Genomic DNA, 23,539 nt, shown 5'->3' on the forward strand with positions numbered 1-23,539 from the left:
TTGTCGGCGCGGGGCGCCGAGCCGGCTAGATCGTGCGGCGGTCCTCCGTCCAGCTCAGTTCCTCGCGGAACTCCTCGTGCAGGATCGCCGAGGCCTCCTCCGAGGAGAGGTCACTCGCACGGAGTTCGTGCATCCGCTGCCAGAGCCGGTAGCCGCCAAGCTCGTGCGTGCGGATGTCGGCGACGAGGGAACGGACGAACGCGATCTCCGCGTCCAGGAGGGCGGAGGTGAAGTCGTACTCGATCATGAAGATCCGCGGGAAGTTGGGTGGCGCGGCCGCCCTGACCGCCTCACCCGCCGTCCGCTGCATCTCCAGGGCGCTCAGCCGCAGCTCCAGCAGCCGGAGCACCTCCTCGGGATCGAGCGCACCCATCAGCGACAGCGCGGCCTCGAAGTTGGTGAACTCCTTCTTCGGCACGCTGACCAGTTCGCTCAGCCAGTCGGTCATCCGGGCCTTGCCGGGCTCGGTGATCGCGTAGATCGTCCGCTCGGGCCGGTTGCCCTCCCGCAGCGTCTCCCGCGCCTCGATCAGGCCGGACTTCTGCAGCGAGGCGACGACCGAGTACAGCGAGCCGTAGTTGAGCTTGATGCTGTCCTCCTTGCGCCGCTCGCGCAGCGTGGTGGACATCTCGTACGGGTGCATCGGCCGCTCGTAGAGCAGGACGAGCACGGCCAGCGCCAGCGGGTTCGTCAGACGCGGCGTGGCCATCGCTCCTCCGTCGGTCCCGCCACCGGCTCGGGCAGCGATCTTTACTCCGGCTCGTTTACTCGAACCAGAGTATTCGCCCTCGGGTGGCTGTGCGTCAAGCGGTTTCGGAGGACATCCTTGCGGTCCTAGGCGGTCTCCGCGTCCGCCGCGTCGACCTCGTCCCGGGTGATGCCGAGCAGGTAGATGATCGCGTCCAGATAGGGAACGCTGACCGCGGTGTCGGCCGCCTCACGGACCACCGGCTTGGCGTTGAACGCCACCCCGAGCCCGGCCGCGGCGAGCATGTCCAGGTCGTTGGCGCCGTCGCCGATCGCCACCGTCTGCGACAACGGGACGCCGGCCGCCGCGGCGAACCCACGCAGCGCTTCCGCCTTTCCGGGGCGGTCCACGATCGGCCCCTCGACCCGGCCGGTGAGCCGCCCGTCGGCGACCTCCAGCCGGTTGGCGGCCACGAAGTCGATGCCGAGTTCGGCGGCGAGCGGCTCCACCACCTGGGTGAACCCGCCGCTGACCACGCCGATCTGGTAGCCCAGCCGGCGGAGGGTACGGGTGAGCGTGCGGGCGCCGGGGGTGAGCCGGACCTCGCGGCGTACCTCCGCCAGTGCTCCGGCGTCCACTCCGGCGAGCAGGGCGACCCGCCGGCGCAGCGACTCGGCGAAGTCGAGTTCTCCTCGCATCGCCTCGGCGGTGACCCGGGTGACCTCCTCCTCACAGCCGGCGTGCGCGGCGAGCATCTCGATAACCTCGCCCTGGATCAGGGTCGAGTCCACGTCCAGGACGACCAGCCGCTTGGCCCGGCGGTACAGGCCCGCCGGCTGGACGGCCACGTCCACGTGCGTGGCGGCGGCCTCGATGGCCAGCGCCTGGCGAAGCAGGTCGGGATCCACACCGGACACGTCCATCTCGATGGCGACCACCGGATAGCGGGCGATCCGGACGATGCGGTCGATGTTGGCGCCGGTGTCGGAGATCCGCCCGGCGATCGCCGCGACCGCCTTCGGCCGCAGCGGCTGGCCGAGCACCGTGACGTGGCTGCGGCCACTGCGGCGCGGCCGGTTGTCGCCGGCTCCGTCCTCGGTCTCGACGTACATCCCGAGGCCCCGGCCGACCTTCTCCACCGCCTGCCGCAGCCGGCCCACGTCACGCGGCGCGGTCACCAGGATGCCGAGGACCAGCCGGCCGCGCAGGACGACCTGTTCGACGTCGAGCACCTCGACCGGGTACCTCGCGAGGGTGTCGAACACCGCGGAGGTGACGCCGGGGCGGTCCCGGCCGGTGAGGGTGACGAGCAGGGTGGAGACGGGCGGCTTCGACGCGGGTGGATCGGTCGCGGGCACGTCGGCAACGTTAGTGGGGCCACCGCGGTGGTCCGGCGTCGGGCAGGTCCGGCTCAGCCGCGGCCGACGTAGGGCATCCGGGTCGCCATCACCGTCAACGTCGGCACGTTCGCCGAGAGCGGCAGGCTCGCCATGTAGACCACCGCGCGGGCGACGTGGGCGACGTCGATCGTCGGCTCGGGCCGTACCGAACCGTCCGGCTGTGCCACGCCCTCGGCCATCCGGGCGGTCATGTCGGTCGCGGCGTTGCCGATGTCGATCTGCCCACAGGCGATGTCGTACGGGCGGCCGTCCAGCGCGGTGGCCTTGGTGAGCCCGCTGATCGCATGCTTGGTGGCGGTGTAGGCGGCCGAGTGCGGGCGCGGCGTGTGCGCGGAAAGGGAACCGTTGTTGATGATCCGGCCTCCCCGGGGGCGCTGCGCCTTCATCAGCCGGACGGCGTGCTGGGTGCACAGGAACGCGCCCGTCAGGTTGACGTCCACCACCGCGCGCCAGTCGGCCAGCGCGACGTCCTCGACCGAGGTGGCGGGGGCGTTGCGCCCGGCGTTGTTGACCAGGACGTCCAGCCGGCCGTGGTGGGTGCGTACCGCGTCGAACAACGCGGCCACCGAGTCGGGGTCGGCGACGTCGGTGGGTACGGCGAGCGCCGGTTCGCCCGACGTGCTGGAGACGCCGGCCGACCGGACGGCATCCCGCCACGCCCGCGTACACTCCGCCGCCACCTCCGCCAGCGGCTCGGGCCGCCGCCCGGCGAGCACCACCGCGTAGCCGTCGGCGGCCAGGGCGATCGCGACCGCCCGGCCGACGCCGGACCCGGCCCCGGTGACCACGGCGACCGGAGCGGCCCTGCCCGTCTCGCCGGGACCGCCCGCGCCGGTGCTGCCGTCCTCGGCGTTCCTGCCAACTGCGTCGTCCGCCATCCCGCCAGGATGCCGCACCGTACGCCGTCACCCGGACACGCGGCGAGGAACGGGCTGACCGCTATGGGACGAGTGGGCGCGGCTGGGTTGTCGAGACATCAGATCTCTATCGACGCTGGTCGCATGACAACCCGAATCGCGATGCTCGGCGCCGGATCGCTCGGCTTCACCCGCCGCCTGGTGCGGGACATCCTGTCCGTACCCGAACTCGCCGACACGACGTTCGCGTTCCACGACATCAACGAACGCAACCTCGACATGGTGACCAGGCTGATCCGCCGCGACATCGAGGCCAGCGGACTGCCGGCCACGATCGAGCCGAGCCTGGAACGCCGCCGGGCCATCGCCGACGCCGACTACGTGTTCTCGGTGATCCGGCAAGGTGGGCTTGACGCCTTCCGGACCGACATCGAGATCCCGCTGAAGTACGGCGTCGACCAGTGCGTCGGTGACACGTTGTGCGCGGGCGGCGTCATGTACGGACAGCGCACGATCCCCGCGCTGCTGGACTTCTGCACCGACATCCGCGAGGTCGCCAAGCCGGACGTGCTGTTCCTCAACTACTCCAATCCGATGGCCATGAACACCTGGGCCTGCAACGAGTACGGCGGTGTGCGGACCGTCGGCCTGTGCCATGGCGTCCAGGGCGGCCACTGGCAGATCACCCGGTGCATCGAGCACTGGGCGAAGCGGGAGGGCCTGATCGGCCAGGACGAGACGCTGCACCGCAGCGAGGTCGACATCGTGGCCGCCGGCATCAACCACCAGACGTGGTACATCAAGGCTCAGTGGCGCGGCATCGACATGATCCCGAAGATGCTGGAGCTGTTCGAGGGGCACCCGACGTACCCGCAGACGGAGAAGGTCCGCATCGACGTGCTGCGCCGCTTCGGCTACTACAGCACCGAGTCCAACGGCCACCTGTCGGAGTACGTCCCGTGGTACCGCAAGCGGACCGACGAGATCTCGCGGTGGATCGATCTGTCCAGCTGGATCAACGGCGAGACCGGCGGCTACCTCCGGGTGTGCACCGAGGGGCGGAACTGGTTCGAGACCGACTTCCCGAACTGGATGAAGGAGGACCCCAAGCCGATCACCGCCCAGGACCGCAGCGAGGAGCACGGCTCGTACATCATCGAGGCGCTGGAGACCGGACGCGTCTACCGCGGCCACTTCAACGTGCCGAACGACGGCGTGATCACCAACCTGCCGCAGGGCAGCGTGGTGGAGGTGCCGGGCTACGTCGACCGCAACGGCATCAACATCCCCGTCGTCGGTGACCTGCCGATGGCATGTGCGGCCACCTGCGCGGCCAGCATCCGGGTGCAGGAGATGGCCAAGGAGGCGGCGGTGCACGCCGACACCACCCTGCTCAAGCAGGCGATGCTGCACGACCCGCTGGTCGGCGCGGTCTGCGACCCCGAGGAGGTGTGGCAGATGACCGACGAGATGCTCGTGGAGCAGGCGCGGTGGCTGCCGCAGTTCGCCGAGGAGATCCCGGCGGCCCGGGAACGCCTGGCCACCGCCGAACGCGACGGCACGCGGGTCAAGACCGTCACCACCGAGGGCGCGGCCCGGCTGCACACCAAGACCGTGGAGGAGATGGCCGCGGACCGGGAGGCCGCGCGGTCCAACGCCGCCGCCGCCGACAAGGCGGGCATGACGAAGACCGGCTGACCTCGCCGGTCGGGCGTCGGGACCTCGGGTGAGGCGGGAGAGGTTACGGCGACTCCCGGCCGGTTGTCGGTGCTGACCTCTAGGGTCAGCCCAACGGCCGGCCGGGAGTTGCGACGGCGGCTTCCGACAGATTCTCTGGAGGCATCCATGCCCGACGTTCACCCTGGCGCGGCACGCCGCGTGGTTCTGCTGGTTGGCACGACCAAGGGGGCCTTCTTCCTGCACTCCGACGAGCACCGTCAGGACTGGACGCTCACCGGCCCACACCTGGGCGGCTGGGAGGTCTTCAGCCTGCTCGGCGACTCCCGACAGGGCCGCCGGCGGATCTTCGCGGGCACCCACCACCAGTCCGGAGGCGCCACGATCCAGGTGAGCGACGATCTGGGCGCCTCCTGGCGCCCGGTCGAGGAGGGGCCGCGGTTCACCCCGCTGGGCGACTTCGACTGGGAGAAGGGACGGTGGATCCCCAACCAGCCGGGCACGCAGCGGGAGTGGCGGCTCAACCGCTTCTGGCAGCTCGTCCAGGGTCACGACTCCCAGCCGGACACGGTGTTCGCCGGGTCGGAGGAGGCGGCGTTGTTCGTCAGTCACGACGCCGGCGAGCACTGGAAGGAGCTGTCCGGGCTGACCGCACACCCCACCCGGCCCGACTGGGGACCCGGTGCGGCCGGCATGGGCCTGCACACGATCCTGGTCCACCCCGACAACCCCGACCGGATGTGGGTGGCGGCATCGGCGGTCGGGGTGTTCCGAACCGACGACGCCGGCGCGACCTGGCAGACCTGCAACGCGGGGCTGGACCGCCAGCCGGTGGCCGGCAGATCTGCGGAGATCGGCTACTGCGCCCACAAGATCGTGCTCGACCCCGACGATCCGGAGGTCCTCTACATGCAGGACCACGGCGGCGTCAACAAGTCGGTCGACGGTGGCGACAGCTGGTTCCCCATCGAAAAGGGCCTCGGCGCCGAGGGAGACGAGCGGTTCGGCTTCCCGATGGCCGTCGCCCGCAGCGGGGAGCTCTACATCTTCCCGTTGAAGAACAGCGAGCACCGGGTCGCTCGGGACGGCCGGATGATGGTCTACCGCTCCGACGACCGAGGCGAGTCCTGGCAACCGGTCCCGGGCGACTTCGCGGCCACCACCAGCTATGTCAACGTCCTGCGTGACGGCATGGCCGTCGACTCGCTGGAGCCGCACGGCCTCTACTTCGGCACCAGCTCCGGCGACCTCTTCTACTCCCTCGACCGCGGCACCAGCTGGTCCGCGATCGAAGGGCGCTTCCCCCGCATCACCTGTGTCAAGACCTGGTTGCTGCCGGCATGACGACCACCGAGCAGCCAACCCGGCGCGACGCATCGGCCGGAGGGGCCGAGATCACGGTGCGAGTGCCGTCCCTTCTGCGCGACTGTACCGGCGACCGGACGCGGTTTCCGCTCACCGCCGGCACGCTCGCGGAGGCGGTCGAGGCGCTGCTGACCACCTTCCCTCTTCTGCGCCTGCACCTCGTGGACGAGCAACACCGCCTGCGTCCGCACGTACTCATCTACTTCAACGGCGACAACATCGCCTTCCTCGACCAGTCGGACGTCCGGCTCGCACCTGGTGACGAGCTGACCGTGCTGCAGAACGTCTCCGGGGGCTGACATGGCAGGCGTGCCGTCCAGTTCCCCGGTCAACACCGACGCCGCCCCGGTCCCTGACCAGGGCGGCACGGTCGTGCTGCTGGTGGGGACCACCAAGGGTGCCTTCGTGTTCTGCGCCGACCGCGGCCGGATGTCGTGGCGGTGCCTGGGGCCGCTCCTGCCCGGGTGGCAAATCTACGACCTGACGATGCTGCCCACCACCGGCCGGCTGTTGGCCGCGACCAACCACCAGGCCTACGGACCCACCGTGCGGGTGAGCGACGACTTCGGCGCCGGCTGGCGTCCGGTGCAGGAGAGCCCGCGATTTCCGGACGGAGGTGGGCGTAGCGTCCGGGAGATTTGGCGGTTCGGCGGCCCGGAGCGCGGCCCGGGCACGCGCTTGTACGCCGGCACCGCAGACGCCGGGCTGTTCACCTCCGGCGACGAAGGCGAGTCCTGGACGCTCGTGGAGAGCCTGGACGCGCACCCGACGCGGCCCTTCTGGGACGTGCCCGCCACCGCCGGCAGTCTGCACAGCGTGGTGCTGGACCCCGCCGATCCCCGTCGGATGTGGGTGGGTGTCGCCGGCGCAGGCGTGTTCGGCTCCGTGGACGGCGGCGCCACCTGGGAGCCGCGCAACTACGGCCTGCCACCCGCACCGCCCGGACACCCCCATCCGGAGGTGGGCCGGCACGTGCACAAGCTCGCGATCGACCCGACGCCGCCGCACCCGCTCTACCTCCAGCACCGCGGCGCCGTCTCGACGTCGACCGACGGTGGGCATTCCTGGCGGCCCGTGCCCGGGAGACTCCCTGGCGCGTTCGGCTTCCCGCTCGCCGTCGACCGACACGGAGCCCTCTACGTCGCGCCGCTGGCGGGTCCGGCCGAACGCTACATGCCAGACGGCCGGCTCGGGCTGTACCGCTCGACCGATGCCGGGACGACCTGGACCGAATGCCGGCAGGGGCTTCCGGCGACACCGCAGTACGTTTCCGTCCTCCGCGACGCGGTCGCGGTCGACGACCTCGACCCGGTGGGGGTCTACTTCGGCACCACGTCAGGAGAGCTCTACGCCTCCGCCGACGGTGGCGACACCTGGCGGCGGACACCCGGACAGTTCACCCGGGTCACCAGTGTGCGAGCCCGTGTGCTCGACCCCGGTGCCGCCACGTGGTTCGACGCCGAGGCCCTCACCGACCGGCTCGGCGCCGGCACGCCCTGAGCGGGCATGGAGCAACCACCCACCCGGGGGGCTCCCACCACCCACCCAGGGGGCTCCCACCAAGCCGGCTAGGGACCGTCCGGGCCAGCTGCGGGGCGGGGCCGGGCACACGCGGCGACAAGGGCGCGCCGCGCGGCGTGCTCGAGCCGGCGCAGCGCCCGCCGCCGGGAGTCGGCTTCGTACGCCGACGCCGAGCCGCCCTCATCGACCAAAGCGAGCTCGCAGACCAGCAGGCACCGCCGGGCCCGGGTGGCCAGCGCCTCCGCGCGCGGGGCGTATCCGGGCGGCAGCCCGTCGCGGGAACGGCTGCCCACCTCGCGCAGGTCTGTCAGCGCCTCGGCCATCTCCGGCCGCCACCGGGCGACGTCGAGGTCGGCGAGGGTGTCAATCACCTCTTGCAGGGTGTGCGCGAGCTCCAGGGAGGCGTCGCCGAATCCCTCCGGAGGCGCGGGCGTCGCGGCGTACACGCGCCACTGGACGCCGGCCCCGATCACATGCGGCACCAGGCCGAGGCCCGCGCCCTCGCACACGACCGCCTCGCCCGCCTCGATCGCCGCCTCGGTGAACGCGGGCGGGCCGGCCAGCCCGAGCGGGTCGCCGGGCACCGGCAGGGCGGGGGAGACGGCCCGGGTGCCGAGGTTGCGCAGCGTGCCCAGCGACAGCAACAGCGGCACCGGCTCGTCCTGACCCGGCAGGCCGATGACGTGGTGGGCGGCGTCGTCGGCCCGGACGGCCTCGTCGGCCTCGTCCAGGCTGGTCGCGCCGAGCAACCAGGAGTTGGCCCAGGTCGCCAGCCGGACCGCGCGGGGCACCATCGACATGGTCGACATGGGTTCCAGCGTAGGGTCCCGCTCCGACAGGCGCGGACCGGTGGAGGCCGGGCGGTGACGCCCTGATCCGCACGCGAGCACGGCGGCGTCGTGCCGTAGGTTGTGCACCCATGGGGTCTGTACTCGAGCTCACCGACGTCACGATCACCCGTAACGGCACCAAGCTTCTCGACGCGGTGACCTGGTCCGTCGAGGACACCGACCGGTGGGTGGTGCTCGGTCCCAACGGTGCCGGCAAGACGACTCTGCTGCAGATCGCCTCCGCCCGGATGCACCCCACCAGCGGCACCGCGACCATCCTCGGGGAGACCCTGGGGCGGGTCGACGTGTTCGAGCTGCGTCCCCGTATCGGGCTCACCAGCGCGGCGATCGCCGACCGGATCCCCCGGCACGAACGCGTCGACGACGTTGTGGTGTCGGCCTCCTACGCCGTGCTCGGCCGCTGGCGGGAGGCCTACGACGACGTCGACCACGAACGCGCCCGGCAGCTGCTCGCCTGGCTCGGTGTGGGTGAGTACGCCGACCGCACGTTCGGCACTCTGTCCGAAGGCGAACGCAAGCGGGTGCAGATCGCCCGGGCCCTGATGACCGACCCCGAGCTGCTCCTGATGGACGAGCCCGCGGCGGGTCTGGACCTCGGTGGGCGGGAGGCGCTCGTGCGCACCCTCGACGAGATCGCCTCGGACGACTTCGCCCCGGCCACGGTGCTGGTCACCCACCACGTCGAGGAGATCCCGCCGAGCTTCACCCACGTCCTGCTGCTGCGCGGCGGCACCGTGGTGGCCGCCGGCCCGATCAGGGAGACGCTCACCTCCGCGGCGTTGTCGGAGACGTTCGGCCTGCCGCTGAAGGTGGTCCGCTCCGACGACCGGTGGACCGCGCGAGCTGGCCGCTGATCTGCGGGTTGTCCACAATTTGTGACCTGCCGGTGGGCAGAAGAAGGCCGTGATCGCATAGGTTTTGACTATGGGCAACCTGCTCGCCTGGATCAGCGAACACCTGTGGGTGGCGTGGGCGGTGCTCGCGGTGGCGCTGGCGGCCGTCGAGCTGCTCACGCTCGACCTGGTGTTCTTGATGGTGGCCGCGGGGGCGGCCGCCGGGGCGCTGACGGCCCTGGTCGGCGGCGGGCCGGTCATCTCGGTGGTGGTCGCCATCGTCGTGGCGATGGGAATGCTCGCGGCGGTACGCCCGGTCGCGCTCCGGCACCTCAAGGAGGCGCCGACGATCCGCACGGGTATATCCGCCCTGGTGGGCAAGACGGGTGTGGTCGTCGAAGAAGTCAACTCCCACGGTGGGAGAGTCAAAATCGGGGGAGAGGTCTGGTCGGCTCGTCCGTACGACGAGCATTCGACGATCGAACCCGGCAAGTCCGTCGACGTTCTCTCGATCGAGGGCGTCACCGCGTACGTCCATGAATCGGAGCAGCCGTGGCACCTCTGATCTTCTTTCTGGTATTAGCGATCCTCGTGGTCGTCGTCCTGGCCAGGTCGGTCCGGATCATCCCGCAGGCGCGGGCCGGCATCGTCGAGCGCCTGGGCCGGTTCGCCCGCACCCTGGGGCCCGGCCTGTCGATCATCGTCCCGTTCGTCGACAAGGTGCGATACACCATCGACCTGCGTGAGCAGGTGGTCTCGTTCCCGCCGCAGCCGGTGATCACCGAGGACAACCTCGTCGTCTCCATCGACACGGTGATCTACTTCCAGGTGACCGACCCGGTGGCCGCGACCTACGAGATCGCCAACTACATCCAGGCGATCGAACAGCTCACCATGACCACCCTGCGCAACATCGTCGGTGGCATGGACCTCGAGCGGACCCTGACCAGCCGCGAGCAGATCAACACCGAGCTGCGCGGCGTCCTCGACGAGGCCACCGGCAAGTGGGGTGTCCGGGTCAACCGCGTCGAGCTGAAGGGCATCGACCCGCCGCCCTCCATCCAGGACTCGATGGAGAAGCAGATGCGCGCCGACCGCGACAAGCGGGCCGCGGTCCTCACCGCGGAGGGCGTCCGCCAGTCGGCGATTCTCACCGCCGAGGGTGAGAAGCAGAGCGCGATCCTCACCGCCGAGGGTGAGAAGCAGTCGCAGATCCTGCGTGCACAGGCGCAGCGGGAGTCGCAGATCCTGCGGGCCCAGGGTGAGGCACAGGCCATCGAGACGGTGTTCAACGCCATCCACGAAGGCGAGCCCGACCAGCGCCTGCTGTCCTACCAGTACCTCCAGATGCTGCCGAAGATCGCCCAGGGCGACGCGAACAAGCTGTGGATCGTCCCCAGCGAGATCGGCAAGGCGCTGGAGGGCATCGGCTCGATGGTCGGCAAGTTCGCCGAGGAGGGTGAGACCCCGCCGGCACGTCCGGCCGACGGCATCCGCCGCCGCACGCCCAGACCCGAGGTCACCGCGGCGGCGGTCGAGGCCGAGGAGGCCACCGACACCGCCCTGCAGGACGCGGAGTCGGAGGTGCAGGCGGCGATCGCCGCTGCCGAGGACGCGGCCAAGGGCGGCCTGGGCGGGCGGCGCCAGCAGGAGACCGGGACCAACGGGGATTCGGCGGGACCGGCGCAGCCGGCCGCGCAGGAGCCCCGGCCGGAGTGAGCGAACTCGGATACCTCGCCGTCTTTCTCGCGGGGGCGGCCGCCGGCACGATCAACGCCATCGTCGGGTCGGGAACGCTGATCACGTTCCCGACCCTGATCGCGTTCGGGATCCCGCCGGTCACCGCCAACGTCTCCAACACCGTCGGGCTCGCCCCGGGATCGGCCGCGGCCGCCTGGGGCTACCGCGCCGAGCTCGCAGGGCAACGCGCCCGGCTGATCCGGCTGGGCTCGATGTCCGTGCTCGGTGCGGTCACCGGCGCGATCCTGCTGCTGGTGCTCCCCCCGAGCGCGTTCGACATGATCGTGCCGGTCCTGGTGGGCCTCGGCGTCCTGCTGGTGATCCTGCAGCCGTGGCTGTCGCGGTGGCTCGCCGACCGCCGCAAGGAGCCGGTGCACCGCCACCACGGCGGCTGGCTGCTGATGGTGGCGATCTACCTGACCGGCGTCTACGGCGGCTACTTCGGCGCCGCCCAGGGCGTGCTGCTGATGGCCATCCTCGGGATCGGGCTGGACGAGGCACTGCAGCGGGCGAACGCCGCCAAGAACGTCCTTGCCGGCCTCGCCAACGCCGTCGCGGCGGTCTACTTCATCTTCGTCGCGCACGTGGCCTGGATCCCTGCCCTGCTGATCGCCGCGGGTTCCATTCTCGGTGGTCTGTTCGGCGCCCGGGTGGGGCGCAGGCTGTCGCCGATGCTGCTGCGCGGCGTGATCGTCGCTGTCGGCGTGATCGCGATCGTCATGCTGCTGCGCCGGTAGTCCGCCGGCGACGTCGGGCGACCGCCGTTCTCGTTGGCTTCCGGGACGGCCGCGAACCCGATAGCGTTCGGGACGAGTGTCCAGCGAATGGGGGAGCGGTCATGACGGACATCGAGGACCGGCCGGCCCGGTCACGGCTCACGCTCACCGGGGTCAGCTCGCGTGCGTGGGAGCACCCCGCCGACCGCGGTGCTCTGGTCGCCGTCCGCCAGCTCAAGGGCTTCGACGTCGTACTCCGCAAACTGTCCGGCCTGATCAACGAACGCGCACTGCGGCTGATCTTCCTCGGCTCCGCGGTGCGCGCGGGCGACCGGCAGTTCCCCAAGGTGTACAGGGTGTACGCCGAGGCCGCTGCCACGCTCGACGTGCGGGAGCTGCCGGAGCTGTACGTCATGACCGGGCCGATGCCCAACGCCATGTGCATCGGGCTGGACAAACCGTTCATCGTCGTCAACAGCGGGCTGATCGACCTCCTGGACGAGGAGGAGCTGCGGTTCGTCCTCGGCCACGAGCTCGGGCACGCCCAGAGCGGCCACGCGCTCTACCAGTCGGTGCTGGTGTTCCTGATCCGGCTCAGCGGTGCGATCGCCTGGATGCCGCTCGGGGTTCTCGGCCTGCGAGCGATCATCGCGGCCCTGATGGAATGGTCGCGCAAGGCGGAGTTGTCAGGGGACCGGGCCGGTCTGCTGGCCTGCCAGGACCCGGCCGCCGCGCTGCGCACCCACATGAAGCTCGCCTCCGGTGGGCACCTCGAAGACGTCGACGCCACCGCGTTCCTCGCCCAGGCGGCGGAGTACGACGCCAGCGGCGACCTGCGCGACAGCGTCCTCAAACTGCTGCTCCTGGAGGCCCGCAGCCACCCGTTCCTCGCCGTCCGCGCGGCCGAGCTGCGGCACTGGGTGGACCACGGTGAGTACCGCCGCATCCTCGACGGCGACTACCCCCGGCGCGAGGACGACGCCAACGCCCGGATGAGCGACGAGGCCCGCCGGGCGGCCGACTCCTACCGCGAGGCCTTCGCCCGGTCCCAGGACCCGCTGGCGAAGGTCTTCGCCGACCTGGGCGGCGCGGTCGACGGCGTACGCGACAAGGTGAACACCTGGTTCGGAAACCGGTCCGGCTCGAGCTGACCGCCGCCCCGGACGCCCCTCGGCGGCATGGGTGCGCGGCCGGTGGCAAGGTCAGGTTGGCAGCCCGAGGTCGTCCAGCACCTCCGCACCGGGCAACCCGGCGAGCGCCCGGCCCGGAACCAGCAGCTTCGACCGGCGCAGGCCGCTGCCCACGACGACGCCCGCCGACTCGGCCACCCGCCGGTCCACGAGCACCGGCCAGTCCGCGGGCAGCCCGAACGCGGTGATCCCGCCGTACTCCATGCCGGTGCGGGCCACCGCGTCGTCCATCGGCGCGAACGACGCCTTGCGCGCGTCCAGCCGACGCCGGACCACACCGTTGACGTCCGCCCGGGTGGTGGCGAGGACCATGCACGCGGCGTAGCGGGTCTCGCCCCCGCGTTTCCCCGCGATGATCACGCAGTTGGCGGAGGCGTCCAGCGCCACGTCGTACGCCGCGCAGAAGGCAGCCGTGTCGGCGAGTTCGGGATCGATCTCGGCGACCTGGAACTCACCGGCTGGTATGTCGGAGTGGTCCCACTCACGGATGGCAGCGGTGACCGGTGGGGCCAGCAGGTCGGTTCGGTCGAGCGCGGGCACGGCCTTCAGCGTGCCGAACGCGGAGGGGGTGCTCATCGTCCTCATTGTGCCGTCAGCGGCTCCGCACGGTCCGCATCGACCCGGCATCGACCCGGCATCGACCCGGCATCGGGTGGATTCCCTCCGCGGCGGGGACGTGGAGGACCGCAGCTGTCCTGCACGGGTCGTACGGTCAGGCGATGAGCCCGCGAACGGAGTACGACTCGTGACGGCCGCCCTCAAGGTCAGCCGGGTCCAGGCGGTCGCCCACCGGCTGAGGGCACACCATCTGGTCGACCGGATGCCCGCCGGCAGCTACGTCGAGGCCGCTCGGTACGGCCTGCAGGACTCCGCCCCGCGGGCGGCACTGCTGTCACTGCATGCTCGGGTGGACGCCTGCGAGCCGACCGCGTGGGAGGCCGCCGGGTTGCTGCAGACCTACAGCCCGCGGATGGCCGTCCACGTCCTGCCGGCCGCGGACTTCGGCGTGTTCACCGTCGGGCGGGTACCCGACGATCCGGCCCTCAGGCGGGAGGTCGAGGAGGCCGCGGACGAGGCCTGCCGGGTGCTGGCGGGCGAGCCGGTGCGAGGGACCCGCCTGTCGCGGGACGAGGGTCGGCAGGTGCGGGTCGGCGCGGCCAGTGGGCGGATCGCCGTCCGGTGGGACACCCGGTCGCTCACGGTGCGGGAGATCGCCGCACCGGACATCGACCCCGCCGTGGCTCGGGCCGAGCTCGCCCGGCGGCACCTGCACGCCTTCGGGCCGACGACACCGCGGACGTTCGCGTGGTGGGCGGGGATGCACCCACATGGCGCCCGGCAGGTGTGGCGGCAGTTGGCCGGCGAACTGCTTCCGGTCGACTTCGAGGGTCAGCCGGCGTGGATCCTGGCCGAGGACGAACACGCGGTACGCCAGGCCGGGGAGGTACGCGGGGTGCGGCTGCTGCCGGCGGAGGACCTCGGGCTGCTCGGCGCGGACCGGGCAGGGCTGTTCGTGGGCCCGGCGGCGCATCGCAAGGCCACGTCGTACGACTGGTACCACCCCAACGGCATACTGGTCGACGGTCGGCTCGCCGGGCAGTGGGGACGGCGCGGTGGCCGGGTCGAGATCGGCCTGGACCGCGCGCTCGCCGGGGCGGTGCGGGACGCCGTGGCCGCCGAGGCGCTGTCGATGCCCGTACCCGGCGCCTCGATGCGGGTGGAGTTCCTCGACCGCTAGCACCGCCCCGCCCCGGCCCTGGCCGGCCCCGCCCCGGCCCTGGCCGGCCCTGCCCGGTGCCCATGCCTTCTCCCGTTCGCGAGGATCCCGGAGACAGCGGCGACCTACGCCTATGCCTGTACCTATACCGACCGGTATGGCTAGTCGGCTGCTAACCTGGCGCGGGTAAACCGATCGGTTTAGTCGAGGGAGCGGTGCATGCGACAGCCACCCATGGCCGGGCCGGCGACGGCGACGGCGACGGACCATCGGCGCCGGAGCGAAACAGGCAGAACGGACGGCGCGATCGGCCTCGCCGCGGCCGGCATGTCCTTGATCGCGGTCTGTTACGGTCTGGCCCGGTTCGCCTACGGCCTGTTCGTGCCCACCTTCCGTGCCGAGTTCCACCTCGGCGCGGCCACCGCAGGAGCAGTGGCCGCCGGCAGCTACGCCGGCTACTGCGTGGCCATCGTCGTCGCCACCGCCGCCACCTCACGATGGGGCGCGCGGCCCGTCGCGGTCGTGGCCGGAGCATGCGCCACGGCCGGCACGGCGGTCATCGCCGCGGCACCCGGGACCCTCGTGCTCGCCTTCGGTGTCGTCCTCGCCGGGGCGAGCACCGGGCTCGCCTCGCCTCCCATGGCCGAGGCCGTCGCCCGGTCCGCGCCACCGAGCCTGGAGCCGCGGCTGCAGACCGTGGTCAACGCGGGCACCGGCCTCGGCGTGCTCGTCTCCGGGCCGGTCGCGCTGCTGTTCACTGCGAGCTGGCGGTGGGCCTGGGCGGCGTTCTCCGCCGTCGCGCTCGCGGTCACGCTGTGGGTGTGGCTCGCCGTCCCGCGGCGCGCCCGCGCCGCAGGCAGCCCGGCCGCATCTGCCGGCACGGCGTACGACAGTGACCGGGGTGAGGCGCGCCCGTCCCCGATCCGCATCCCCCGCGGCAGCTGGCGCCTTCTCGCCGCGGCCTTCTCGATGGGACTGGCCAGCGCGGCCACCTGGACGTTCGGCCGCGACCTCGTCACCACCGCCGGCAACAGCGCCCTCACCGGCGTGACCATGTGGATCGCCCTCGGTGCCGCCGGGCTCCTCGGCGCCTTCGCCGGAGACCTCGTCACCCGGATGGGGCCGGCGCGTTGCTGGACCATCGGGATGCTGACGCTGGGTGTGGCCACGGCCGTGCTGGCCCTCGCCGCGAGCAGCGCGGTCGTCGCCGTCACGGTCGGCGCCGCCTTCGGCGCTGTCTACATCGCGCTCAGCGGACTGCTGCTGCTCTGGGGTACGCGCGTCGTTCCCCGGCGGCCCGTGGTCGGTGTCGGCGCGGCGTTCCTGCTCCTGGCCCTCGGACAGGCAGTCGGCGCGCCGCTTCTCGGCGCCGTCGCCGACGCGGTCACGCTGCCCGGCGCCTTCGTGGTCGCCGCCGCAGCCGCCGTGCTCGGTGCCGGGGTCAGGCCGCGACGCCTCCCGGGGTGACCCCACGTCCTCAGTGAGCGTCCTGCGCCGGCGCCGCGTACCACCGCCACCGGTCGAGTTTCGCCCGGCCCGGCAGGGAGGTCCTTCCGGTGGCCCACAGCATCGCCGCCCACGGATCCTCGCCCTGCTCCACGTCGGGAAACAGCCTGGTCAGGACCCGGGCACACAGGTCCGGGTCGGGCCGCCACGCCAGCCCCAGCCCTGCGGTCACGTCGTACATGTGCACAAGCACCTCGACGATGCCCATCGCAGCGAACCCCTCCGGATCGGAGAGCCCGAAGATGTGGTGCGCGCGCACCGTCGACGGGACCGTCTTCACCATTGCCGCCAGGAACGCACCGCTCGCCTCCAGCACCTGCACCAGGCCGGCGTTACCTCCTTGCGGATCGGCGAAGACGGTGTTGGCCGGCCCGCCCGGGCGCCGCCGCTCACACACGAACGGCACGTGGGTGTCGCGCGGAGGCCGGCGCGGTCCGAGCTGTGCGGCGTAGGCGAACAGATCGTCCGCGACGTGCTCGACGGTCTCCCAGCAGGTCCACTCCAGGTCACCAGCCGGCATCTGCCAGTCCTGTCCCTCGGCCTGTGCGAGAGTGTCCGCCGCGTACGCCACCACGGTCTCCACGTCGGCCGCACTGATGATGGGTCCCACGTTCGTTGTCAACCTCTCCTTGCCGTCGGTCAGTCGGTGGTCGGAATGTGGGGAGCCTGTGGCGGGCCGGCGAGGAACTCCCGGGCGCCGCGCAGTCGGGTACGAAGAAGTCCCTGGGTACGCCGGCAGTCCAGCCGCACGTCGAGCGGCCCGGGAACCGGCAGGTCTGCCCGCAGCCCAGTCGGCAGCAGCGAGGGGTCCAGTCCGTCCCGCGCGGCAACCAGGCGTCCCAGCTCGTACCTGCTGATCGGGTCGGAGCCGGCGACGTGGACGACTCCGGCGTGGCCGGAGCCAGCGAGTTCGAGCAGAGCTGCCGCCAGGTCGCCCACGTGCACCGGGCACCGCACGTCGTCGGTGAACAGCACGCCTTCGTGCACACCGGTCGCGACGGCGTGCACGAACGCCTCGTGCTCGGACGTCTCGTCGCCGAGGATCAGCGAGGTCCGCGCCACCAGGGCGGCCGGGTCGATCGCGGCGACCGCCGTCTCGGCGGCCGCCTTCGCCGCTCCGTACGGCGTCAGCGGGTCGGGAACGGCGTCCTCGGGGTAGGAGGCCGCGGCTCCGGAGAACACCGCGTCGCTGGACACGTGCACCAGCCGGGCGCCGACCCGGGCAGCGGCAAGGGCCACGTGCGCCGCGCCGTCGGCGTTCGTGCGCCAGTCCGCCTTGGCGTACGCGGCGTTCAGCACGAGGCCCGGCCGTACGTCGGCGACCAGGGCGGCGACGTCCTCACGGCGCCGGATGTCCACCGCGCGCCACCCGACGCCGGACAGGTCGCCGGCCCGGCTGACACCCGGGACCGCCGTGCGCCGGGTCGAGTGCGTGGCGACCACCTCGTGGACGGCGGCCACACCCTGGCGTACGAGCTCGGCGCCCAGGTAGCCGGTGCCGCCGACGACCAGGATCCGGGTCATGTCGTCCGCCAATCGTCGGTGAGTTCGGAGATGCGTTCGGGATGCCCCAGGTCCAACTGGTCGCAGACGTTCTCCGCACGGAGCCCGACGACCGCGGCGCGCACGTCCATCGGCCGGCCCGTCCGGCGTTCGTAGGCGTCGGCCAGCCGGTGCAGGAGATCCGGCGACCCGCCGGCGAAGTACCGCAGGTCTGCGGTCGGCCGGCCGCGGGCCACACAGGAGAAGTCCCACACACCGGTGAGTACGCCGACCGGCGCGTCGAGCACGAAGTTGCCGCCGTGGAAGTCGTTGTGCAGCAGTACGTCCGGACCGGGAACGCCGCCGTCCTCCCAGGCGCGGGCGTACTCCTCGATCAGCGCCTCGACCGGCGGCCGGGCCGCGCGGGGCATGAGGTGCAGGTGCGCGGCGAGGCGTTCGCTCACCGGCCCCTCCGCAGGCTCCGGACCTGTCGCCGGCCGCGTTCCCTCCGGCGACCCCCACGCCGCCGGAATGGCGAGCTCGGCGATCCGGGCGGGGGAGAGGCAGGTGTGCATCGCGGCGAGGAAGTCCGCCAGCGAGGAGGTCAGACGGTCGCGCTCCGCGGAGGAGGCCCGCTCGTAGGCAGCAGGGTCGAACGTCGCACCGGTCAGCCTCCGGTACGCCGCGACCCTCGTCCGGCGTCCGGTCCAGACCACCTCGGGGACGGGAACCGGCAACCGGCCGGCGACCGCGGCCAGGATCGCCAGCTCCCGCTCGAAGTCCACGCCCGGGCGAGGGAAGCGCAGGATCCAGCCGTCGCGGGTCTCCAGCACGAGGTTCTCCCAGCCCGTCCGCAGCACCGCGCCGGTCAGGTCGACGTCCTCCCGGCCCTCCGCGGCGGCCAGCGCCAGCAGGTCGGCCAGGCTGTGTTCGGCTTCGGGAATCGTCATGACAGCAGGGAGGACGGCCGGCTCACACGCCGACGGTTCCGTCGATCCCCTCGCGGAGGAGGTCGGCGTGGCCGCTGTGCCGGGCGTACTCGTGGATCATGTGCAACATCACCAGGCGCAACGAAACGTCCTCGCCCCAGCGCGGGTTGTGCACCACGACGTCGAGGGACTCGGCGGCCGCCTCGATCCGGCGGGAGTGCTCGACCTCGGCCTGCCAGGCCTCGAACGCCTCCGAGCGGGTGGAGCCGCTCGCGTCGTAGGCCACCTGGAAGTCGCCCCCGGCGGACCAGACCAGCGGAACGTCCTCGCCGTCGATCACCCGGCGAAACCACGCACGCTCGACCTCGGCCATATGGCGCACCAGCCCCAGCAGGGACAGCGTGGACGGCGGCATCGACTGCCGGCGCAGCTCCTCGTCGGTCAGCCCCTCGCACTTCATCGCGATCGTGCCGCGGTGGAAGTCGAGGAAGGCGCGCAGCATCTCCCGCTCGCCGGCGATCATGGGCGGGTCGGGGCGTTCGATCGTCACCGGGGCATCCTCTCCTCCGGCGACCGGGCGTTGCAAACGGGTCCGGCCCGATCAGGGCGCCAGGCGGTCACTCCCCGAGCCAGAGGCAGAACGGGTGCCCGTCCGGATCCAGGCACACGCGTACGTCGTCCTGGGGCTGGTGGTCTGCGAACGCCGCTCCACACGCGGCGGCGTGCGCCGCCGCGCCGGCCAGGTCGTCGACCCTGATCTCCAGGTGCATCATCATCTGCTGCTCGGTGGGGGTGGACGGCCACACCGGGCGGACGTAGGCCCGGTCGTACTCGAACGACAACGCCACACCGCCGGCCGGGTTGGCAAGCCTGACCCAGTGCGGCTCCTCGGCCGTGATCTCCCAGCCCAGCAGCCGGTGGTAGAAGCGGGCCAGCCCGGGAGGGTCCGGAGTGGCGAGGTTGACGGTGGTCAGGGTCAGCTCGGCCATGGTGCCTCCCTCGTCCAGGTCGACTGCCGCGGCCTGGGCCGGGGCGGCCGAACATCGTGCGCCACGAGGTCTACGCCCTCACCGGTCCTTCGTGCAAGAGGGGCTGCGGTGCCCGGGCCGGTCACCGATGCCGGCGGCCCGCAGCCGCTGGTACACCTCGGGCCACTCCGGGCCGACCTGCTCGCCGGCACGAGCAGTACTGCCACCGCTGCCGACGGCCCGGTCCTTGAACCCGCTGGAGGTGGACACGCACACCACAGGGCCGCCCAGGTCCGGCGAACTCCCCATGGCCCGGAGAGCACGCAACCCGGCCAGCCCCGCGGCGGCGGACAGCTCGGCCCACAGGCCGGTGCGCGCGAGCTCGGCCTGTGCCGCTGTCAACTGCTCGTTGTCGACCAGGACGACGCGCCCGCCGCTCTCGCGCACCGCCACCACGCCGCGGTAGCCGCCGACGGAACAGGCGATGCCGTACGCATCCGTCGGACCGACGTCGACGTGGGCGGCCGGAACGCCGTCCCGCAACGCCCGGGCCAGCGGGCCGCCCGCCGCCGGTTCGCACGCGTACATCACCGGAACGCGGTCGGTGACCCCGAGCCGGCGTAGCTCGGTGAAGCCCTTCCACACCCCGAAGAGCAGTTCGGCGTACCCGGTGGGTGCGAACACCGCCGCCGGGATCCCGACGTCGGCATGGATCTCGTACGCGATGGTCTTGTAACCCTCGGGCCCGAACGCGTGACCGGTGTGTGTCAACGTCAGGTTGCTCACCGGGTGCAGACCGAACTCCTCCACCACGCGGCGCACCAACGGCCACCGCGCTGCCACCGGTACCGGCAGCACCACCGCGCCGTAGGCGTGCAGGAACGCGTCCACGGCAGGCGGGAGATCCTCCCCGGTGAACACCACGCACCGCAGCCCGGCCCGGGCCGCGTACGCCGCCGCCGACGCGCCGTGGTTCCCGCTCGAGGCGACGACCACGCCCGGTGCGCCGAGCCGGGCCGCCGCGCTGACCGCGACCCGGTTGTACCGGTCCTTGTGGCTCCACGTCGGATTGCGCGACTCGTCCTTCATCCAGACGCCGGGTTCCAACTCCACCAGAGGTGTACCGCCCTCACCGAGGCCGGGCACGTCGAGCGGGGGGAGTAGCGGCGCCCACCGGTCCAGCCCGGCGGACCGGGACGGCGAGGCGCCGGGGGAGAAGAGGCCGCGGGGCGCCTGGTCGTAGGCGTAGTCAACCTCGACCGGACAGGCGATCTCCTCGGTGCTCGTCCGCGGGCACCCGCTGGTCAGTGGCGGCCACAGCGGGTACGTGACGTCCGGGTCACCCAGGGAGCGCTGGCAGGTCGCCAGGCTCACCGCGTCAGCTGCTGGAGCCGATGTTGTCAGGTCCACGCCGCCCGAGCGTACGCGGAACCTCCGACGTCAGCGCCGGGTGAGTGTGTGCCACAGCCTCGCCGTGCTCCGCCACCGTCCCCACGCGACCAATGCCGAAAGGACCAGCAGCCCCACCGGCAGGACGACGCTGCCGCCGGCGACGGCCACCGTCACGACGGCCGCCCCGACCATCAGCGCCACGAACGCCAGCCCGGCCAGGCCCGCCAGCGGCGGAACGAGCAACGCCACCGCGCCGAGAAGCTCCAGAACACCAATGACATAACGGAACCAGTCGCCGAACCCGATTCTGTCGAACGTCGCGACGACCATCGGGTCCCCGCCGAACTTGCCCAGGGCGGCGAGGACGAACGCCAGCGCGGTGACGACCTGAACGACCCACAGGCCGACGTTGACGGCTCGGCCGGTGGACGCGGGTGATGCGGTGGCAGTGCGATTCGTGCCCCGCCGGGAGATGGATTCGGACATCGTGAGTGGCCCTCCTGTGCTCGTCCGGGGCCCGTCATGGGGCCTCGTCTTCGGTCTCGCCATGGGAGCCATTCCACGGCAGACGGCACAGGTACCGACAGGGCTGGGCGTCGGTTCGGCGTACGACGAAAGGAGCCTCCGCGAGCCCCGCGACCGACTTTCGTAGGTTCGCGGCTCGCGGCGGGCCGGATCAGCGGCTCATCGCGGTCTCCCGCTGGATACGGGACAGCTTCTCCGGGTTGCGCACGTAGTAGAACGCGGTCACCAGGCCGTCCTCGACACGCACCGACAAGATGCCGTCGATCTGGCCGTCCAGCCGGGTGAGCAGTGCCGGGCCGCCGTTGACCTGGACCAGTTCGGCCGACATCTGGGCGCCGAACTTGCGCATCCCGCCGATGAACAGGCGGGCCACCTTCTCGGCCCCGACGACCGGCCGCAGGACGGCCTGCTTGATCCCGCCGCCGTCGCCCATCGCGACGACGTTCGGTGCGAGCTGGTCCAGCAGGCCCCGCAGGTCGCCGGTCTCCACCGCGAGCTTGAACGCCTCCAGAGCACGGCGGGCCTGGCCGGCGGACACCGACTCACGCGGTCGGCGGGCGGCCACGTGTGCCCGCGCCCGGTGAGCGATCTGCCGGACGGCGACCGGGGTCTTGTCCACGGCGTCGGCGATCTCGTCGTACTCCACGTCGAACACCTCGCGCAGCACGAACACCGCCCGCTCGGTCGGCGTGAGGGTCTCCAGCACCAGCAGCATCGCCGTCGACACGCTCTCGGCCAGCTCGACGTCCTCGGCCACGTCAGGCGCGGTCAGCAGCGGCTCGGGCAGCCAGGGGCCGACGTAGGACTCCTTGCGCCGGCCGAGGGTACGCAGGTGGTTCAGCGCCTGCCGGGTGGTGATCCGGACGAGATACGCCCGCGGCTCCCGCACCGTGTCCGGGTCGACGCCCACCCAGCGCAGCCACGTCTCCTGCAGGACGTCCTCGGCGTCGGCGGCCGAGCCGAGCATCTCGTAGGCGATGGTGAAGAGGAGGTTCCGGTGAGTGACGAACGCCTCGGTGAGCCGGCTGGTCCGGCCCTCGTCAGCCGCTGACGATCGCGACGAGTCCGTCGTTCGCTCACTCATGGCCGGCTCCTCTGTTCGGTCTGTTCGGTCTGTTCCGTCGCTGTAACTGTTCGGTCGCGGTCCACCGCGGCACACCCACACGATGCCGCTGCGGACCATCCTGTGACACCCGCGGCGCGTGGCGTACGTCACATCCAGCCTTTCCAGCCGGGGAGATCCGGCACGGACGTCGATCCAATGTCACAAACGGCCCGGTTCCTGCGACGTAGGGGAACACCTGCCCACGAACCCCGGAGCCTGATCATGAACGAACACAGCACGCACCAGAAGATCGCTCTCGTCACCGGCGCCAACAAGGGGATCGGCGCCGCGGTCGCCGAGCAGCTCGCCGCGCTCGGGATGACGGTCCTGATCGGCGCCAGGAACCAACAGCGTGGCGAGGAAGCCGCCGCACGGGTGCGTGCGGCGGGTGGCGACGCGCGTGCGGTCACGCTGGACGTCACCGACCCTGCCACCATCCGCGAGACAGCGAAGCTGGTCGACGACCTCCTCGGCCACCTGGACGTGTTGGTCAACAACGCCGCCATCACCGGCTCCGGTCAGGTCTCGCCGGAGAACGCCGTCGACCAGACCCCGAGCACGGTCGACCTGGACATGGTCCGTTCGGTGTTCGAGACCAACGTCTTCGGGGTGATCGCGGTGACCAATGCGATGCTCCCGCTGCTGCGGCGCTCACCGGCACCGCGCATCGTCAACCTCAGCAGCGGTGTCGCATCCCTCACCATCGCCGGCGACCCGAACGGGCCGCTGGCGGGACTTCCGGCCTCGGCCGCGTACGCACCGTCCAAAACCGCTCTGAACGCGCTGACAGTCCAGTACGCCAACGAACTGCGCAAGGACGGCATTCTCGTCAACATCGCCGACCCCGGCTACGTCGACACCGACATCAACAATCACCAGGGGTATCTCACGCCCGCGCAGGCAGCCGCGGTCGTGGTGCGCCTGGCCACCCTCGGAGCGGGCGGACCCACCGGCGGCTTCTTCAACGAGGACGGCCCGTTGCCCTGGTAGTGGGCGCCGAGCGCGGCCCGAGTCGCCGGGTGGCGTACGTCACCCGGCAGCGCCGTCACACACCTCGGCCCGCCGGGGTCTTGTGGT

25 protein-coding genes are annotated in these 23,539 nt (G+C 71.8%); 12 read left to right on the plus strand and 13 right to left on the minus strand.

The window, feature by feature from the left end; genetic code table 11:
• Window positions 1–25: 25 nt before the first annotated feature.
• The 3 genes from BLU27_RS20270 to BLU27_RS20280 all read right to left on the minus strand — a co-directional run bounded on the left by BLU27_RS20270 (window position 26) and on the right by BLU27_RS20280 (window position 2,966).
• Window positions 26–709 (minus strand): PadR family transcriptional regulator, encoded by a 684-nt coding sequence (locus BLU27_RS20270; protein ID WP_092655240.1) that lies wholly within the window; start codon window positions 707–709, stop codon window positions 26–28.
• Window positions 710–834: 125 nt separating this feature from the next.
• Window positions 835–2,046 carry a phosphoserine phosphatase SerB gene (serB, locus tag BLU27_RS20275; RefSeq protein ID WP_092655241.1) on the minus strand — a complete coding sequence of 404 codons (1,212 nt, stop codon included), beginning with the start codon at window positions 2,044–2,046 and terminating at the stop codon, window positions 835–837.
• A gap of 53 nt (window positions 2,047–2,099) precedes the next feature.
• Window positions 2,100–2,966, minus strand: a complete 867-nt coding sequence (locus BLU27_RS20280; protein ID WP_092655242.1) for an SDR family oxidoreductase — start codon at window positions 2,964–2,966, stop codon at window positions 2,100–2,102.
• 123 nt (window positions 2,967–3,089) lie between these two features.
• Between BLU27_RS20280 and melA the strand changes: the two genes are divergently transcribed.
• The 4 genes from melA to BLU27_RS20300 all read left to right on the plus strand — a co-directional run bounded on the left by melA (window position 3,090) and on the right by BLU27_RS20300 (window position 7,487).
• Window positions 3,090–4,643, plus strand: coding sequence for an alpha-glucosidase/alpha-galactosidase (gene melA, locus BLU27_RS20285; RefSeq protein ID WP_092655243.1), 1,554 nt, complete (start codon window positions 3,090–3,092; stop codon window positions 4,641–4,643).
• A gap of 147 nt (window positions 4,644–4,790) precedes the next feature.
• On the plus strand, window positions 4,791–5,966 hold the full coding sequence (locus tag BLU27_RS20290) for a WD40/YVTN/BNR-like repeat-containing protein (protein WP_157728716.1): 1,176 nt from the start codon (window positions 4,791–4,793) through the stop codon (window positions 5,964–5,966).
• On the plus strand, window positions 5,963–6,286 hold the full coding sequence (locus BLU27_RS20295; RefSeq protein WP_092655245.1) for a MoaD/ThiS family protein: 324 nt from the start codon (window positions 5,963–5,965) through the stop codon (window positions 6,284–6,286). The genes BLU27_RS20290 and BLU27_RS20295 overlap by 4 nt, the downstream gene beginning before the upstream one ends.
• Before the next feature lie 10 nt (window positions 6,287–6,296).
• Window positions 6,297–7,487: a WD40/YVTN/BNR-like repeat-containing protein gene (locus tag BLU27_RS20300; protein WP_157728718.1), complete on the plus strand. Its 1,191-nt coding sequence runs from the start codon at window positions 6,297–6,299 to the stop codon at window positions 7,485–7,487.
• A gap of 68 nt (window positions 7,488–7,555) precedes the next feature.
• Here BLU27_RS20300 and BLU27_RS20305 read toward each other — a convergent pair whose 3' ends face one another.
• Entirely contained in the window at window positions 7,556–8,317 is a 762-nt protein-coding gene (locus BLU27_RS20305; RefSeq protein WP_241827533.1) for a hypothetical protein, read from the minus strand.
• Between the two features lie 110 nt (window positions 8,318–8,427).
• Here BLU27_RS20305 and BLU27_RS20310 point away from each other — a divergent pair, with 110 nt between their 5' ends.
• From BLU27_RS20310 to BLU27_RS20330, 5 genes are all read left to right on the plus strand, one after another.
• Entirely contained in the window at window positions 8,428–9,213 is a 786-nt protein-coding gene (locus tag BLU27_RS20310; RefSeq protein WP_092655247.1) for an ABC transporter ATP-binding protein, read from the plus strand.
• 70 nt (window positions 9,214–9,283) lie between these two features.
• Complete coding sequence (locus tag BLU27_RS20315; RefSeq protein ID WP_092655248.1) at window positions 9,284–9,757, plus strand: NfeD family protein; 474 nt, start codon at window positions 9,284–9,286, stop codon at window positions 9,755–9,757.
• Entirely contained in the window at window positions 9,745–10,911 is a 1,167-nt protein-coding gene (locus BLU27_RS20320; protein ID WP_092655249.1) for an SPFH domain-containing protein, read from the plus strand. Before BLU27_RS20315 ends, BLU27_RS20320 begins: the two co-directional genes overlap by 13 nt.
• The gene (locus BLU27_RS20325) at window positions 10,908–11,669 is read left to right on the plus strand and encodes a sulfite exporter TauE/SafE family protein (protein ID WP_092655250.1); all 762 of its coding nucleotides are present in this window, start codon (window positions 10,908–10,910) and stop codon (window positions 11,667–11,669) included. Before BLU27_RS20320 ends, BLU27_RS20325 begins: the two co-directional genes overlap by 4 nt.
• 101 nt (window positions 11,670–11,770) lie before the next feature.
• On the plus strand, window positions 11,771–12,799 hold the full coding sequence (locus tag BLU27_RS20330; RefSeq protein WP_092655251.1) for a M48 family metallopeptidase: 1,029 nt from the start codon (window positions 11,771–11,773) through the stop codon (window positions 12,797–12,799).
• Window positions 12,800–12,850: 51 nt separating this feature from the next.
• On the opposite strand, the gene BLU27_RS20335 is transcribed toward BLU27_RS20330, so the two are convergent.
• The gene (locus tag BLU27_RS20335; protein ID WP_092657925.1) at window positions 12,851–13,414 is read right to left on the minus strand and encodes a YbaK/EbsC family protein; all 564 of its coding nucleotides are present in this window, start codon (window positions 13,412–13,414) and stop codon (window positions 12,851–12,853) included.
• 169 nt (window positions 13,415–13,583) lie between these two features.
• Between BLU27_RS20335 and BLU27_RS20340 the strand changes: the two genes are divergently transcribed.
• Window positions 13,584–14,576, plus strand: coding sequence for a DNA glycosylase AlkZ-like family protein (locus tag BLU27_RS20340; RefSeq protein WP_157728719.1), 993 nt, complete (start codon window positions 13,584–13,586; stop codon window positions 14,574–14,576).
• Window positions 14,577–14,774: 198 nt separating this feature from the next.
• On the plus strand, window positions 14,775–16,022 hold the full coding sequence (locus tag BLU27_RS20345) for an MFS transporter (RefSeq protein ID WP_197681504.1): 1,248 nt from the start codon (window positions 14,775–14,777) through the stop codon (window positions 16,020–16,022).
• A 10-nt stretch (window positions 16,023–16,032) separates the two neighbouring features.
• Here BLU27_RS20345 and BLU27_RS20350 read toward each other — a convergent pair whose 3' ends face one another.
• From BLU27_RS20350 to BLU27_RS20385, 8 genes are all read right to left on the minus strand, one after another.
• Window positions 16,033–16,683 (minus strand): hypothetical protein, encoded by a 651-nt coding sequence (locus BLU27_RS20350; RefSeq protein ID WP_206744625.1) that lies wholly within the window; start codon window positions 16,681–16,683, stop codon window positions 16,033–16,035.
• Between the two features lie 17 nt (window positions 16,684–16,700).
• Window positions 16,701–17,585: an SDR family oxidoreductase gene (locus BLU27_RS20355; RefSeq protein WP_092655255.1), complete on the minus strand. Its 885-nt coding sequence runs from the start codon at window positions 17,583–17,585 to the stop codon at window positions 16,701–16,703.
• Complete coding sequence (locus tag BLU27_RS20360) at window positions 17,582–18,493, minus strand: phosphotransferase family protein (RefSeq protein WP_092655256.1); 912 nt, start codon at window positions 18,491–18,493, stop codon at window positions 17,582–17,584. The genes BLU27_RS20355 and BLU27_RS20360 overlap by 4 nt, the downstream gene beginning before the upstream one ends.
• 22 nt (window positions 18,494–18,515) lie before the next feature.
• A complete protein-coding gene (locus BLU27_RS20365; protein WP_092655257.1) occupies window positions 18,516–19,022 on the minus strand; it encodes a DinB family protein in 507 nt (168 codons plus the stop codon).
• Between the two features lie 67 nt (window positions 19,023–19,089).
• Window positions 19,090–19,461 (minus strand): VOC family protein, encoded by a 372-nt coding sequence (locus tag BLU27_RS20370; protein WP_092655258.1) that lies wholly within the window; start codon window positions 19,459–19,461, stop codon window positions 19,090–19,092.
• Between the two features lie 78 nt (window positions 19,462–19,539).
• Entirely contained in the window at window positions 19,540–20,850 is a 1,311-nt protein-coding gene (locus BLU27_RS20375; protein ID WP_241827534.1) for a threonine synthase, read from the minus strand.
• Between the two features lie 30 nt (window positions 20,851–20,880).
• Window positions 20,881–21,318, minus strand: a complete 438-nt coding sequence (locus BLU27_RS20380) for a DoxX family protein (RefSeq protein WP_092655259.1) — start codon at window positions 21,316–21,318, stop codon at window positions 20,881–20,883.
• Between the two features lie 190 nt (window positions 21,319–21,508).
• A complete protein-coding gene (locus BLU27_RS20385; protein WP_092655260.1) occupies window positions 21,509–22,441 on the minus strand; it encodes an RNA polymerase sigma-70 factor in 933 nt (310 codons plus the stop codon).
• Between the two features lie 243 nt (window positions 22,442–22,684).
• On the opposite strand from BLU27_RS20385, the gene BLU27_RS20390 reads away from it, so the two are divergent.
• Window positions 22,685–23,452, plus strand: coding sequence for an SDR family NAD(P)-dependent oxidoreductase (locus tag BLU27_RS20390; protein WP_092655261.1), 768 nt, complete (start codon window positions 22,685–22,687; stop codon window positions 23,450–23,452).
• The last annotated feature ends 87 nt before the right edge of the window (window positions 23,453–23,539 follow it).

It is taken from the genome of Actinopolymorpha singaporensis (genome assembly GCF_900104745.1).
In the GTDB taxonomy this organism is placed as follows: domain Bacteria; phylum Actinomycetota; class Actinomycetes; order Propionibacteriales; family Actinopolymorphaceae; genus Actinopolymorpha; species Actinopolymorpha singaporensis.

Excerpts from the sequence above, each read along its gene's own strand:
- BLU27_RS20270 (WP_092655240.1), bottom strand. The coding sequence starts at position 709 with ATGGCCACGCCGCGTCTGACGAACCCGCTGGCGCTGGCCGTGCTCGTC.
- BLU27_RS20280 (WP_092655242.1), bottom strand. The coding sequence starts at position 2,966 with ATGGCGGACGACGCAGTTGGCAGGAACGCCGAGGACGGCAGCACCGGC.
- melA (WP_092655243.1), top strand. The coding sequence starts at position 3,090 with ATGACAACCCGAATCGCGATGCTCGGCGCCGGATCGCTCGGCTTCACC.
- BLU27_RS20290 (WP_157728716.1), top strand. The coding sequence starts at position 4,791 with ATGCCCGACGTTCACCCTGGCGCGGCACGCCGCGTGGTTCTGCTGGTT.
- BLU27_RS20295 (WP_092655245.1), top strand. The coding sequence starts at position 5,963 with ATGACGACCACCGAGCAGCCAACCCGGCGCGACGCATCGGCCGGAGGG.
- BLU27_RS20305 (WP_241827533.1), bottom strand. The coding sequence starts at position 8,317 with ATGTCGACCATGTCGATGGTGCCCCGCGCGGTCCGGCTGGCGACCTGG.
- BLU27_RS20310 (WP_092655247.1), top strand. The coding sequence starts at position 8,428 with ATGGGGTCTGTACTCGAGCTCACCGACGTCACGATCACCCGTAACGGC.
- BLU27_RS20315 (WP_092655248.1), top strand. The coding sequence starts at position 9,284 with ATGGGCAACCTGCTCGCCTGGATCAGCGAACACCTGTGGGTGGCGTGG.
- BLU27_RS20330 (WP_092655251.1), top strand. The coding sequence starts at position 11,771 with ATGACGGACATCGAGGACCGGCCGGCCCGGTCACGGCTCACGCTCACC.
- BLU27_RS20335 (WP_092657925.1), bottom strand. The coding sequence starts at position 13,414 with ATGAGCACCCCCTCCGCGTTCGGCACGCTGAAGGCCGTGCCCGCGCTC.
- BLU27_RS20345 (WP_197681504.1), top strand. The coding sequence starts at position 14,775 with ATGCGACAGCCACCCATGGCCGGGCCGGCGACGGCGACGGCGACGGAC.
- BLU27_RS20355 (WP_092655255.1), bottom strand. The coding sequence starts at position 17,585 with ATGACCCGGATCCTGGTCGTCGGCGGCACCGGCTACCTGGGCGCCGAG.
- BLU27_RS20360 (WP_092655256.1), bottom strand. The coding sequence starts at position 18,493 with ATGACGATTCCCGAAGCCGAACACAGCCTGGCCGACCTGCTGGCGCTG.
- BLU27_RS20370 (WP_092655258.1), bottom strand. The coding sequence starts at position 19,461 with ATGGCCGAGCTGACCCTGACCACCGTCAACCTCGCCACTCCGGACCCT.
- BLU27_RS20380 (WP_092655259.1), bottom strand. The coding sequence starts at position 21,318 with ATGTCCGAATCCATCTCCCGGCGGGGCACGAATCGCACTGCCACCGCA.
- BLU27_RS20385 (WP_092655260.1), bottom strand. The coding sequence starts at position 22,441 with ATGAGTGAGCGAACGACGGACTCGTCGCGATCGTCAGCGGCTGACGAG.
- BLU27_RS20390 (WP_092655261.1), top strand. The coding sequence starts at position 22,685 with ATGAACGAACACAGCACGCACCAGAAGATCGCTCTCGTCACCGGCGCC.